Here is a 13,258-nt window from a genome sequence, read left to right as displayed (position 1 = left end):
CTACTACGGCGGATCACCGAAAGGGCAAGTCATGAAGATCGGCATCATCGGCGCGGGCAACATCGGCGGCAACCTCACCCGCCGCCTCACCGCTCTCGGCCACGACGTCTCCGTCGCGAACTCCCGCGGCCCGCACACCCTGACCGCCCTCGCCGAGGAGACCGGGGCGACGCCCGCCCCGGTCGAGGAGGCGGCGCGCGGCGCGGAGGTCGTCGTCGTGACGGTTCCGCTCAAGGCCGTGCCCGACCTGCCCAAGGGCTTCCTCGACGGAGCGGCCGAGAACGTCGCCGTCATCGACACCGGCAACTACTACCCGAAGGAGCGCGACGGGAAGATCGCCGAGATCGAGGAGGGCCTGACCGAGAGCCGCTGGACGGAGCGGCGGATCGGCCACCCCGTCATCAAGGCGTTCAACGGCACGTACGCCCAGGACATCCTCGACAAGCCGCGGCCCAAGGGCGCCCCGGGCCGCGTCGCCCTGCCGGTGTCGGGCGACGACGAGGCCGCCAAGAAGGTCGTACGCGACCTCATCGACGAGCTGGGCTTCGACACCGTCGACAACGGCGGCCAGGACGAGTCGTGGCGCCAGCAGCCCGGAACTCCCGTGTACGGCAACACCGGTGGCGTCGAGGAGATCCGCAAGGCCCTCGAAGCGGCCACCCCGGAGCGCACGGCCGACTGGCGCGCCTGACGCGCCGAGAGGGGCGGGCCCGCTAGGGCGAGGCCCACTCCCTCAGCGCGTCCTCGCTCTCGAAGCGGGCGACGTTCTTGTCCAGCGGTGACGACGTGTACTGGTGGATCTTCCACTTCGCCTGGATGCGCGGCTTGCCCGCGCTCACGTAGTCGGCGATCCACAGTCCGTCGCCCGCGTAGGACGTGGTGTCCCGGTTCAACCAGAAATCGCGGTTGCAGTAGAGAAGCACCTTGTGTTCAGGCCGGAGCCGCTTCACCTCCCGGACGAAGCGGTCCTTCTCCGCGTTGGAGGCGGCCGTGTGGTCACCCGTCCACTCCCAGTCCACCGCCAGCAAGTCCCCCTTCTTCTCGGGGGCCTTGCTGACGAAGTACTCGGCCTGGGCCTTGATGTTCCCCGGCCACAGGAAGTGGTAGTAGCCGACGACGCAGCCGCCGTCGCGGGCCACCTTCGTCTGGGCGGTCAGCTTCGGGTTGACATACGAACGGCCCTCCGTCGCCTTTATGATGACGAAGGAGAGGCCGTCGGTGTTGAACGTGGACTGGTGGGAGCTGACGTCGATGCCACGCAGCATGGCGGCCTCCGAGGGCGGGTACGGCAGGGGGGTTTGTGAACTGCCCCTTTTGTGCCCAGCGGTGACGTGGAACAACCGTCAACCATCAAACTGTCAACGGAAGATGCCTGTGTGACCCAGGGAGTAACGACCGGGCTGCGGATAGACGGCGAGGCCGTGCGGCCCGTCGCCCACCGGGATGCGGGCCAGCTCGACGCCGGTGCGGGTGTCGATGGCGTACACCTCCGAGTCGTAACGCCCGGACAGCCAGAGGGTGTTGCCGTCCGCCGAGACGCCGCCCATGTCGGGGCTGCCGCCCTCCGGGAGCTTCCACTTCTTGGTGAGTTTGTTCTGCGGGAAGTCGAAGACGGAGATGGTGCCTTCGCCGCGGTTGGAGACGTACATCTCCTTGGAGTCGCGGCTGACGTACAGGCCGTGGCAGCCCTTGCCGGTGGGCAGGAGCTTCGGGGCCGTGAACCTCTCGCCGTCCAGGACCCACATGCCGTGCGCCATCATGTCGGCGATGTAGAAGGTCTTGCCGTCCGGGGACATCTTCACGTCCTGCGGCATGGCGCCCTTGAAGGGGATCTTCTGCTGGCCGACGATCTCCATCCTCTCCGTGTCGACCTTCAGGAGTTCGCCGGAGAACTCGCAGGAGACGATGAAGTAGCGGCCGTCCATGGAGAAGTCGGCGTGGTTGACGCCCGCGCAGCTGACGGGGACGGTCTTGACGCGGTTCATGGTCCTGGGGTCGCGGAAGACGAGTTCGCGGTCCATGGAGGCCATGACGACGGCGTGCTTGCCGTTCGGTGTGAAGTAGAGGTTGTACGGATCGGAGACCTCGACGGTCCGGCCGGTCTTGCCGGTCACCGGGTCGATGGCGGTGAGGCTGTCGCCGAGGTCGTTGTTGACCCAGAGCGTCTTCATGTCCCAGGAGGGGACGACGTGCTGCGGCTGGTCGCCGACCTTGATGGTCTCGATGACCTTGAACTTCTTGGGGTCGATGACGGAGACGGTGTCGGACTCGGTGTTCGGTACGTAGACGCGCGACAGGAACTTCTTGGCCACGGGCGCCAGCGCGTTCGGCCGGTCGGCCGCGTAGGCGTCCTTGGGGTCGAGGACCGGGGGCATGCCGGGCAGTCCGGGGGCGGCCTTGGGCTGCGCGGGCTTGCGGGCGCCCTCGGTGCCGAGGGCTTCGTCGGACCGCTTGTCGGTGCCGCAGCCGGCGAGGGCGGCGAGCACCGCGCAGGCGGTGAGGGCCGCGGCGGTACGCGTGGTGAGGTTCGGTTTCGTACGGGACATCAGGTCAGCAGCTCCGTGGTCGTCACCGCGCGCAGGCCGCGGCGTTCCAGTTCTTGCAGGATGTCGGGGAGCGCGGCGACGGTGTCCGCGTACCCGAAGTGCAGGCTCACCACGGATCCCGCGCGGATCTCGGCGGCGATCTCGCGGGTGATGGCCGGGGCGCCCGGCGAGGTGAAGTCGAGGGAGTCGACGTCGTACGAGAGGACGTGCGGGTAGCCCGCGCGGCGCGCGAGGCGTTCGACGAGCGGGGTCGCCGTCCGGGCGCGCGAGGGGCGGAACCAGGTGCCGATGGAGCCGGTGAGGCGGCGCAGGCGGTCCGCGCAGCCGGTGATCTCGGCGTAGGCGTCGGCCTCGGACATGTCGTTGATGTCGAGGTGGTGGAGGGTGTGGTTGCCCAGGTCGTGGCCGCCGTCGAGGATGCGGCGGGCGAGGCCGGGGTGCGCGTCGAGCCAGCCGCCGACGGCGAGCACGGTGAGCTTGGCGCCGGCCTTCTCGGCCTCGGTGAGCAGTGCCTTCGCGGTGGCGGGGTCGCCCTGGCCGTGGAAGGTGAGCGCGACCTCGGGCCGGTCGCGGGGGCCGTGCGCGATCTGCGCGGGCAGTCCGGGAAAGCGGTGGGGCGCGGGGGCGGGCGGGGGCGCCTTGGGTCCGGCGGGCCGGGAGGGCCGGGCGGACCGGCCCCGCGCGGTGGCGGCGTCACGGCCGCCGCCGGGTGTCGCGAGATCGCGGCCGCCGCCGGGTGTCGCGGCATCACGGCCGCCGCCGAGCGTGGCGGCGTCGCGGTCGCCGCCGCACCCGGCGAGCAGTCCGCCGCCGAGAGCGACGCCAAGGCCTGCGGCGGCCGTCGTCATCCCGGCCCGCAGGACCCCCCGCCGCTCGGGCGGCGGCCCGTCGCGGTCACAGGAGGCTTCGCGTCCCGTCACATGCTCAGTCACGCGACCATTTAATGGGCGTAACAGCCTGTTCCCGTTGATCGACCCGCTTTTTACCCCTTCCTGCGCAGGGCCGGTCGCCTCCCCCAAGCCTTGCTTATCGCCTGTCACAGCCTCCGCTTAACCAGCGTTTACCAGGCAGGTGTCCCATCTCACCAAGGATTCACCTCTAAACTGTACGTATTTGACCCTATATGACCGGACTGGGGCTTTTGGATCGTCGGCCCCCGTCTGCCATAGTCGGGGACACGACCCCCATTGACCCGGGCTCAGGTCGCTTCGGCGCCCGTGGATCACACCCCGAAATTCCACGGCGCTCCACGAAAGCCCCCACCGTGCCCGACCGCGGCCACAGGGGGCTTTCGCGTACCCGGGGCAGAGTCGGGGGCGGGAGCGGGAGCGGTCGTCAGCGGTCGGAGACCCGCATCTCGAACCATGTCGTCTTGCCGCGCGGCAGCAGATCCACGCCCCACCGGTCGGAGAGCTTGTCGACGAGGAAGAGGCCGCGGCCGCTCAGGTCCAGCTCATGGACCGGCATCAGGCAGGGCAGCCCCCGCGAGGGATCGCGGACCTCGACGCGGATCCAGCCGCGCCGCTTCTCCATGCGCAGGCCGAAGACGCGGGCGCCGGTGTGCCGCACGGCGTTCCCGACGAGTTCCGAGACGAGCAGGACCACGTCCTCGGTGAGCTTCGGGGAGAGGTGCCAGTGGCGCAGGACGACGACCTGGGCGAGGCGGCGCGCGATGGCGGCGGACTCCGGACGCGACGGCAGCGGCACCTCCGCGTCCGTCGGATTGCCGAACAACTCCAGCGCCCTCAGCGCGTGTTCGTCCTCCACCGCCGGCGACCAGCGCGCCGCGGTCGCACTCCCGTGCCGCCGCGGCCGTTCGTAACCCTCCAGCCCCGCCATGCCCCCCATCATGGCCGCCCAGGGCGCCCTACGGGGCGGTTCCCAAGGAATAAGCCCCCCGGAACCGTACATTCCGGGGGGCAGGGTAGGCATATGCCACTGGCAGCAATGAGCCGGAGAAGCCGCGCTCACCTGCGATGACACCCCGCTCACAGGTGACCGACCGGCACCTTGGACAGGGCGGGCTCAAGGCTCTGTCAAGCCGGCGATGAACCGCCCCTTCGGGGGACAGGCCCGGCTGACGGCAACCTCAACTGGACGGGTGAACAAGGGAGTTCGAGGTATTCGAAGGGAGTCGCAGGGATTTCATACGAACTTCGCCTTGCCCGGCCCCTCCTCGACGAAGCTCCGCATCCCCCGCTCCCGGTCCTCCGTGGCGAACAGACCCGCGAACCACGTGCGCTCGATGGCCAGGCCCGTGTCGAGGTCCGTCTCCAGGCCCGCGTCGATGGACTCCTTGGCCGCGCGCAGCGCGATGGCCGGTCCTCGCGCGAGCCGCGCGGCCCAGGCGTGCGCCTGCTCGTACACCTCGGCGGCGGGCACGACGCGGTCCACCAGGCCGATGGCGAGCGCCTCCGCCGCCTTCACCTGGCGCCCGGTGAAGATGAGGTCCTTGGCCTTGGACGGGCCGACGAGGCGGGCCAGGCGCTGGGTGCCGCCCGCGCCGGGGATGAGGCCGAGCAGGATCTCGGGCTGGCCGAGCTTGGCGTTGTCAGCGGCGACGCGGAAGTCCGCGCAGAGCGCCAGCTCGCAACCGCCGCCGAGGGCGTAGCCGTTGACGGCGGCGACCACGGGCTTGGGGATGCGGGCCACGGCGGTGAAGGACTCCTGGAGGGCTCCGGAGCGCGTGATCATGGCCGCGTGGCCCATGGCCTGCATCTCCTTGATGTCCGCGCCGGCCGCGAACACCTTCTCCCCGCCGTGGATCACCACGGCGCGCACGTCGTCGCGGCGCGTGGCCTCGGCGGCGAGCTCCTTGAGGCGGTCCTGGGTGGCGATGTCCAGGGCGTTCATGGGCGGACGGTCGAGCCGGATCGCGCCGACGCCTTCGGCGACTTCGAGGTGTGCAGTCATGACAGGCACGTTAGCGGGGGTTAACGCCGAGGGGCCCGGTGCACTTGGTCACAGTGCGCCGGGCCCCTCCTCACTCAGGGAACGGTATTACGCCTTCCACTTCTCCCACGGCATGTTCCAGCCGTTGTAGCCGTTCTCGGGCTGGATGTTCTTGTCCGCGGAGTTCTTCACCACGACGAGGTCACCGATCATCGAGTTGTTGAAGAACCATCCGGCGGGTGTCGTCTTGCTGTAGCCGCCGCGCACGTCGCTCAGCCCTATGCAGCCGTGGCTGGCGTTGGTGTTGCCGAAGGCGCCGCCCGACCAGTAGTTGCCGTGGATGAACGTGCCGGAGGTCGACAGGCGCATCGCGTGCGGGACGTCCTTGATGTCGTACTCGCCGCCGAAGCCGACGGTCTCGCCGTTCATCCGGGTCACCTGGAGCTTCTCGCTGATGACCATCTGGCCGTTGTACGTGGTCGTGCCGGGTGCGCCCGCGGTGATCGGGATCTTCTTGATCCGCTTGCCGTCGCGGACGACCGTCATCTGGTGCGTCTTCACGTCGACGGTGGAGACCTGGCTGCGGCCGATGGTGAACTTCAGGGTCTTGGCCTGCTTGCCGTAGACGCCCGGGCGGCCCTCGACGCCGTCGAGGTTGAGCTTGACGGTGACCTTCGTGCCGGCCTTCCAGTACTTCTCCGGGCGGAAGTCGAGGCGGTCGTTGCCGAACCAGTGGCCCTCGACCGGCACCGACGGCTCGGTCTTGATCTCGATGGCCTTCTCGACGGCCTCCGGGTCGGTGATGCCGCGCGTGAAGTTGACCGAGAACGGCATTCCCACGCCGACCTTCGCACCGTCCTCCGGCGTGAACTGGCCGACGAAGGTGTTCTTGGGAGTCAGCGTCGTGAAGGACGTGTCCTTGGCGGACGCGCGCCCCTCGGAGTCCTTCGCCACCGCGTGGACCTTGTACGTCGTGGCCGCCGCGAGGTGGTGCGCGGGAGCCCATCCGGCGCCGCCCGAAGTGATCTTCCCGGGGACCGGATTGCCCTTGCTGTCCTCGACCTTGACCTCGGCGAGCTTTCCCTTGTCCGCGGATATCTTCAGGGCGCCGCTGGTCGCCACCGCCTTCGCCCCGTCCTTGGGGGCTATCGTCACGACGGCCGCCGAGGGCGCGTTCTTGTCCGCCTTGTCCCCGCCGCCGTCGCCCGCGTCCGAGCCTCCCCCGCCGCATGCCGCCACCATCAGCAGTGCCGCTCCCGACAGCACCGCCGTCAGGCCCTTGGCGCCCCGCCGCCGCACGCGCGTGCGCGCGTCAACCGACGTCCCCGATATCGGTCGCCCGTTCAAGATGTTGTCTCCCCTCGCACGGCCTGGATCCAGGCCCGCACCCCAGTGCACCCGCGCGTTTCAGACACGCGCAAGCGATAGATAACCATATGGTTCCGGGCGATGACTCCCCGCCAATGTCACCGTTCCGTTCCAACTGCCCGTGGGGTGCGGGCGGATCATGATCACCTGGTGGTCGTACGCCGATCACCCGGCCGTCACCTGGCGATCGCCCGGGGGTCCACCCGGGGGATCAGCGGTTCCTCACCCAGTCCTTCCACTCCATGTTCCAGCCGCCGAGGCCGTTGTCGGGAGCGACTTTCTTGTCATTGCTGTTGACCACTTCGACGACGTCCCCGATGAGGCTCCGGTCGAAGAACCAGCCCGCGGGCGTCTTCGAGCTGCCGCCCTTCACGTCGCGCAGGCCCACGCAGCCGTGGCTGACATTGGTGTTGCCGGGGGCGTCCGGCGCCCAGTAGTTGCCGTGGAGAAAGGTGCCTGAGGTCGTCAGGCGCATGGCGTGCGGCACGTCGGGGATGTCGTACTCGCCGCCGAAGCCGACGGAGCGGCTGTTCATGCGGGTCACCTCCAGCATCTCCGTCACCACCATCTTCCCGTTGTACGTGGTGGTCTTGGGGGCGCCCGCGGTGATCGGCACGGTGGAGATCAGCTCGCCGTCACGGCGTACCTCCATGGTGTGCGCCTCCGCGTCGACCAGGGACTCCTGGTGGCGGCCGACGGTGAACGCGAAGGTCTTGTCCTGGAGGCCGTAGATGCCGGGGGCCGCCTGGACGTCGCGCAGGCGCAGGGCGACGGTGACCTCGGTGCCGGGCTTCCAGTACTTCCGGGGGCGGAAGTCGACGCGGGTCCTCCCGAACCAGTGGGGGCGGATGTCGACGGCGGGGCGCGCGCTGACCTGGATGGCGCGCTGGACGGCCTCGCGGTCGACGACCTCCTGGTTGAACTCCAGGGAAACGATCATTCCGGTGCCGACCGTGGAGCGGTTCTCCGGTGCCACGTAGGCGACGAAGCGCTCGTCGGGGACGTCGGTCCGGAAGGTCGTGTGCCGGGCCGAGCGGCGGCCGTGGCCGTCCAGGGCGACGGCGTGGACCTTGTACGTGGCGGCGACCGCGAGCGGGCCCTTGTCCAGGGGCCGCCAGCTCATGCCGTCCTCGCCGATGCGGCCGGGCACCTCGAACTGCTGGGCGTCCTGCGTCCGGACGACCTCGACCGACTCCAGACGGCCGCCGGGGACCTTCACCTCCAGCCGTTCGTCGGGCTTGACGCCCTTGCTCGCGTCGTCGGGCGTCACCCGGATCGTGTCCGCGGGCGAGCGCGACTTCCCGAGGACGTCGTCGAGCCCGCCACCGGAGCAGCCCGCCGCCCCGGCCAGCAGGCCCGCCCATGTCACCGCCGCGGCCAGCGCGGCTCCTGCGCGCCGTGCGCGCCTCGCAACCTGTCTCACGTGGGTCCCAACGACCGTCCTCGCTCATGGAAACGTGAGTGCGACCCGTGCGCTGGGCAGAACAGTGAGAGGGACGACGTGGGGGAAGCCGCGGCCGGGACGCCGTATGCCCTTCTTCACGCGTCGGCCGACAGAGCCGCGGGAGGCTGACAGGTGTCGAGCGCATCCGAGCAAGGGACAGTGCGGGAGGCACGGGCGGAGGGGCGCGCGGCGCCCGGGCGGCCGGCCCCCGCGATGAACGGAAGCAGGCGGCCCGCGGGGCGCGTGGTGCCCACGCGGCCGGTGTGGCCGGGAGCGCCGACGCCGCTCGGGGCGCGCTTCCGGGTCGGGCCCGACGGCGTCGCGGGCACCAACTTCGCGCTGTGGGCGGGCGGTGCGGAGTCGGTCGAGCTGTGTCTGTTCGACACCGAGGGGTCGGAGGTCGTCGAGACGCGCTGCCCGCTGACCGAGCTGACGCACGAGATCTGGCACGGCTTCGTGCCGGGCGTGCGTCCCGGGCAGCGGTACGGGTATCGGGTGCACGGCCGCTGGGACCCGTGGACGGGCGCCCGCTGGAACCCGGCGAAGCTGCTCCTCGATCCGTACGCGCGTGCGGTGGACGGTGATTTCACGCTGCCGTCGGAGGTGTACGGGCACGTGCGCGACTGGCCCCAGCAGCAGGTGGCGGACACCGTGCGCGACGACCGGGACTCGGCGCCGTACGTCCCCAAGGGTGTGGTCGTGCACGACGACGCGCCGGACGACGAGTGGGCGGACGACCGGCGGCCGAAGACGCCGTGGGCGGACTCGGTCATCTACGAGCTGCATGTGCGCGGCTTCACCAAGCTGCACCCCGGGGTGCCGGAGAAACTGCGCGGTACGTACGCGGGGTTGGCGCACCCGGCGGCGCTCGACCACCTCGTACGCCTGGGGGTGACGGCGGTCGAGCTGATGCCGGTGCACCAGTTCGCGCACGAGGACCATCTGCTGCGGCGGGGACTCAGGAACTACTGGGGGTACAACTCGATCGGCTATTTCGCGCCGCACGCGGCGTACGCGGCGTCGGGGACGACGGGGCAGCAGGTCGGCGAGTTCAGGCGGATGGTGCGGGCGCTGCACGCGGCGGGGATCGAGGTGATTCTCGACGTGGTCTACAACCACACGGCGGAGGCCGGTGAGCTGGGCCCGATGCTGTCGCTCAAGGGCATCGACAACCGCGGCTACTACCGGCTCCAGCCGAACGACGCGCGGCGGTACGCCGACTACTCGGGCTGCGGGAACACGCTCCAGGTCGTCCAGCCGCACGTACTGCGCCTGATCACGGACTCGCTGCGGTACTGGGTGACGGAGATGGGCGTGGACGGCTTCCGCTTCGATCTGGCGGCGGCGCTTGCCCGCTCCTTCCACGACGTGGACATGCTCTCGCCGTTCCTCGCGGTGATCGCGCAGGACCCGGTGCTGCGGCGCGTGAAGCTGATCGCGGAGCCGTGGGACGTGGGCTCCGGGGGCTACCAGGTGGGCGCCTTCCCCCCGCTGTGGACGGAGTGGAACGACCGCTACCGGGGGGCGGTGCGGGACTTCTGGCGGGGCGCGCTGCCGGACGTACGGGATCTGGGGTACCGCCTGTCGGGCTCCAGCGATCTGTACGCGTGGGGCGGGCGCAGGCCGTACGCGTCGGTGAACTTCGTGACCTCGCACGACGGCTTCACCCTGCGGGACCTGGTGAGCTACGGGAGGAAGCACAACGAGGCCAACGGCGAGGGGAACCGCGACGGCTCCGACGACAACCGCTCCTGGAACTGCGGCGCCGAGGGCGAGACGGACGACGCGGACGTCACGGCGCTGCGGCGGCGGCAGCTGCGCAACATCATGACGACACTGCTGCTCTCCACCGGTGTGCCGATGTTCGTCGCGGGCGACGAGATGGGGCGTACGCAGGGCGGCTCCAACAACGCGTACTGCCAGGACAACGGGGTCAGCTGGGTCGACTGGGGGCTGCGGGAGGATCCGGGCTGGCGCGAGCTGTTCGCGCTGACGTCACGCCTCATCGAGCTGCGGCACCGCCACCCGGTGCTGCGCCGGCGCGCGTTCTTCTCCGGGCGCGCGCACTCGGCGGACGGGCTGCGGGACCTGGCGTGGTTCACGGCGCGCGGCACGGAGATGACGGAGGCCGACTGGTACGCGCCGACCGCGACGCTCGGCATGTATCTCTCCGGGCGGGGCATACCCGGCCGTGACGCCCGGGGCGCGCCGGTGGACGACGACAGCTTCCTGGCGATCCTGCACGCGGCGGACCGTCCGGTGGACTTCGTGCTGCCGGGGCCGCCGTGGGCGCGGTCGTACGAGGTCGTCGTGGACACGGCGCTGGAGGACCAGGGGGCGCCGCCCGGCACCGTGCGTCGGGCCGGGGGCGCGGTGGGGGTGGGGGCGCGGACGGTGTTGTTGCTGCGGGTCGGCGCCTAGCCTTCGGAATACGCTGTTCCATTTCGCTGTGCGCCGCTTGGTCCAGACCGGAGTATTGCCGCGCCTGCGGCCCAGGTCCAAGCTCGGGCCATGGACCTGGAGTTGCGGCACCTGAAGACGATCCGGGCGATCGCCGACGCGGGCAGCCTCACCAAGGCGGCCACCGCGCTCGGGCTCGCCCAGCCCGCCCTGAGCGCACAGCTGAAGCGGATCGAACGCGCTCTCGGCGGGGAGCTGTTCGAGCGGGGCCGGCACGGGGTGCGGGCCACCGCGCTCGGTGAGTTCGTGCTGGCGCGGGCCCGGGTCGTGCTGCCCGCGGTGAGCGGGCTGCGGGAGGAGGCGCAGCGGTTCGCGCGGGCCTGGGAGGGCGGCGCCGGGTTCCGGCTCGGCGCGACGCACGGGCCGCTGCTGGGCGCCCTGGTGGACCGGCTCGCCGCCGCGCATCCGGGGGTGCCGGTGTCGACCCACACCTCCTGGTCCGAGCGGGAGATCGCGGCCCGCACGGCCGCCGGGCGCCTGGACTTCGCGCTGGTGGGGACGTGCGGGGCGAGCGCGCCGCCGGAGAGCGAGCTGCTCGTGTGGCGGGAGGTGGGCCGTGACCCCGTCTTCGTCATGCTGCCGACCGGCCACCCGCTGGCCGGCTGCCAGGAGATCGACCTGGCGCTGCTGGCCGACGAGGCGTGGACGGACGTGCCGGGGGACGGCTGTTTCGGCGACTGCTTCACGGCGGCGTGCGCGCGTGCGGGGTTCACGCCCTCGCGGGTGTACGAGACGGATGTCGCCTCCTGCGTCCATCTGGTGCAGGTGGGGCGGGCGGTGGGGCTCTGCCGGGCCACTTTCCCGCCGACGCCGGGCCTGGTGACCAGGCCGCTCGCGGGAACGCCGCTGTACTGGCGGCATGTGCTCGGCTGGCACCCGGCGGCTCCGGCCCATGACACCGCGGCCGGTGTCTTCGCCCAGGCCCGCGCGGTCCACGCGGAGGCCGCGGCCCGCAGCGAGAGTTACACGGCGTGGCTGGCGGCGGCCCCCGTGACGCCTCGCCCGTAGGAGCGGCCCTGCTCCCCGTAGGAACGGGCCGTGGTGGGCTCCCCGTGTCTTCCATAACGCCGTGTACCGGGGTCGACTGACAGCTGTCGAGCGATCAGTTGAGGCTTCTACGGTGTGGGGCGATCCCCGCTCACCCCTCGCCCCCGAGGAGATCCCCGCATGCTCCCCATACCCCACAGACGTGCCGCGGCGGCCTGCGCCACGCTCGTCGCGGCCGGCGCGCTGGTTCTCGCCGGGCTGCCCGGCAGCGCCGCCGCCCAGACCGACCCCGCCACCACCTCCCCGTTCCCCTCCCCCGCCGAGAGCGTCGCCGTCGGCAAGACCTCTCCCGGAGTCCTGCAGGCGATGCGGCGCGATCTCGGCCTCACGTCGGCGCAGGCCAAGGCCCGTTTGGTCAACGAGGCCGAGGCCGGCGCCGACGCGGGAGCCCTGCGGAACGCGCTCGGCCGTGACTTCGCGGGCGCCTGGGTGCACGGCGCCACATCCCAGCGGCTCACCGTCGCCACCACCGACGCCGCCGACGTCCCGCTCATCGAGGCGCGCGGCGCGCGGGCGCGTGTCGTGCCGTACTCGGTGGCCCAACTGGACGCGGCAAAAGCCGGGTTGGACCGCGCGGCGAAGAAGGCGACGACGCGTGACGCGCCCGTCTGGTACGTCGACGTGCGCTCGAACGCGGTCGTGGTGCGCGCTGTACAGGTGTCGGCCGCCAAGTCCCTCGTCTCCGCCGCGGGGGTCGACTCCTCCCTCGTACACGTGGAGAAGACCAGGGAACGGCCCCGCCCGCTGTACGACCTCGTGGGCGGCGATCCGTACTACATGGGAGGCGGCCGCTGCTCCATCGGCTTCTCCATCACCAAGGGCGCGCAGCAGGGCTTCGCCACGGCGGGGCACTGCGGGCGCGCGGGCACGGCGACCACCGGCTACAACCGGGTGGCCCAGGGTACGTTCCAGGCGTCCATCTTCCCCGGCAGGGACATGGCCTGGGTCGCCACGAACTCCCAGTGGACCGCCACCCCGTACGTGAAGGGCCCGGGTGGCCAGCGGATCGGCGTCGGGGGCTCCACACAGTCCCCGGTGGGTGCGTCGATCTGCCGGTCGGGCTCCACTACGGGGTGGCACTGCGGCACGATCTCGCAGCACAACACCAGTGTCACCTACCCCGAGGGCACCATCACCGGTGTGACCAGGACGACGGTCTGCGCGGAGCCCGGCGACTCGGGCGGCTCCTACATCTCCGGCAGCCAGGCGCAGGGTGTCACGTCCGGCGGCTCGGGCAACTGCCGCAGCGGCGGTACGACGTTCCACCAGCCGATCAACCCGCTGCTCCAGCAGTTCGGCCTCACGCTGAAGACCACGGGCGGTGACCCGGGACCGGGCCCCGAGCCGGAGCCGGGCGGCACCTGGGCGGCGGGCAAGGTGTACGCCGCGGGTGACTCGGTTACGTACGGCGGCTCGACGTACCACTGCCTCCAGCCGCACCAGGCGCAGCCGGGCTGGGAGCCGCCGAACACTCCGGCGCTCTGGCAGCAGGCGTAGCGGC

Annotated in this window: 11 protein-coding genes; 4 read left to right on the top strand and 7 right to left on the bottom strand. The window is 71.1% G+C overall.

Translation table 11 applies throughout. The annotated features are described in order from the left end of the window. Nucleotides 1-31 precede the first annotated feature (31 nt). A complete protein-coding gene (locus tag ACWDZ7_RS30325) occupies nucleotides 32-691 on the top strand; it encodes an NADPH-dependent F420 reductase (protein ID WP_451801372.1) in 660 nt (219 codons plus the stop codon). Nucleotides 692-713: 22 nt separating this feature from the next. On the opposite strand, the gene ACWDZ7_RS30320 is transcribed toward ACWDZ7_RS30325, so the two are convergent. The 7 genes from ACWDZ7_RS30320 to ACWDZ7_RS30290 all read right to left on the bottom strand — a co-directional run bounded on the left by ACWDZ7_RS30320 (nucleotide 714) and on the right by ACWDZ7_RS30290 (nucleotide 8,229). After that, a complete protein-coding gene (locus ACWDZ7_RS30320) occupies nucleotides 714-1,265 on the bottom strand; it encodes a glycoside hydrolase family 25 protein (RefSeq protein ID WP_451801370.1) in 552 nt (183 codons plus the stop codon). A 93-nt stretch (nucleotides 1,266-1,358) separates the two neighbouring features. Next, nucleotides 1,359-2,546, bottom strand: a complete 1,188-nt coding sequence (locus tag ACWDZ7_RS30315) for a YncE family protein (RefSeq protein WP_451801368.1) — start codon at nucleotides 2,544-2,546, stop codon at nucleotides 1,359-1,361. Further along, nucleotides 2,546-3,394: a polysaccharide deacetylase family protein gene (locus tag ACWDZ7_RS30310; protein ID WP_451801500.1), complete on the bottom strand. Its 849-nt coding sequence runs from the start codon at nucleotides 3,392-3,394 to the stop codon at nucleotides 2,546-2,548. Before ACWDZ7_RS30310 ends, ACWDZ7_RS30315 begins: the two co-directional genes overlap by 1 nt. A gap of 487 nt (nucleotides 3,395-3,881) precedes the next feature. Beyond that, complete coding sequence (locus tag ACWDZ7_RS30305; RefSeq protein WP_451801366.1) at nucleotides 3,882-4,385, bottom strand: ATP-binding protein; 504 nt, start codon at nucleotides 4,383-4,385, stop codon at nucleotides 3,882-3,884. A gap of 306 nt (nucleotides 4,386-4,691) precedes the next feature. Then, nucleotides 4,692-5,459 (bottom strand): enoyl-CoA hydratase/isomerase family protein, encoded by a 768-nt coding sequence (locus tag ACWDZ7_RS30300; RefSeq protein WP_451801364.1) that lies wholly within the window; start codon nucleotides 5,457-5,459, stop codon nucleotides 4,692-4,694. Between the two features lie 87 nt (nucleotides 5,460-5,546). Beyond that, on the bottom strand, nucleotides 5,547-6,785 hold the full coding sequence (locus ACWDZ7_RS30295) for a L,D-transpeptidase (RefSeq protein WP_451801363.1): 1,239 nt from the start codon (nucleotides 6,783-6,785) through the stop codon (nucleotides 5,547-5,549). Nucleotides 6,786-7,017: 232 nt separating this feature from the next. Further along, on the bottom strand, nucleotides 7,018-8,229 hold the full coding sequence (locus ACWDZ7_RS30290) for an Ig-like domain-containing protein (protein ID WP_451801362.1): 1,212 nt from the start codon (nucleotides 8,227-8,229) through the stop codon (nucleotides 7,018-7,020). Between the two features lie 153 nt (nucleotides 8,230-8,382). Here ACWDZ7_RS30290 and glgX point away from each other — a divergent pair, with 153 nt between their 5' ends. From glgX to ACWDZ7_RS30275, 3 genes are all read left to right on the top strand, one after another. Beyond that, complete coding sequence (gene glgX / locus ACWDZ7_RS30285) at nucleotides 8,383-10,671, top strand: glycogen debranching protein GlgX (protein WP_451801360.1); 2,289 nt, start codon at nucleotides 8,383-8,385, stop codon at nucleotides 10,669-10,671. Between the two features lie 90 nt (nucleotides 10,672-10,761). Then, on the top strand, nucleotides 10,762-11,718 hold the full coding sequence (locus ACWDZ7_RS30280) for a LysR substrate-binding domain-containing protein (RefSeq protein ID WP_451801359.1): 957 nt from the start codon (nucleotides 10,762-10,764) through the stop codon (nucleotides 11,716-11,718). 159 nt (nucleotides 11,719-11,877) lie between these two features. After that, on the top strand, nucleotides 11,878-13,254 hold the full coding sequence (locus ACWDZ7_RS30275) for a carbohydrate-binding protein (RefSeq protein ID WP_451801358.1): 1,377 nt from the start codon (nucleotides 11,878-11,880) through the stop codon (nucleotides 13,252-13,254). Nucleotides 13,255-13,258: the final 4 nt, after the last annotated feature.

This window comes from Streptomyces sp. NPDC003032 (genome assembly GCF_053591415.1).
Note: the sequence above shows the minus strand (reverse complement) of the source record. Positions and strands in the feature narration are given on the sequence as shown.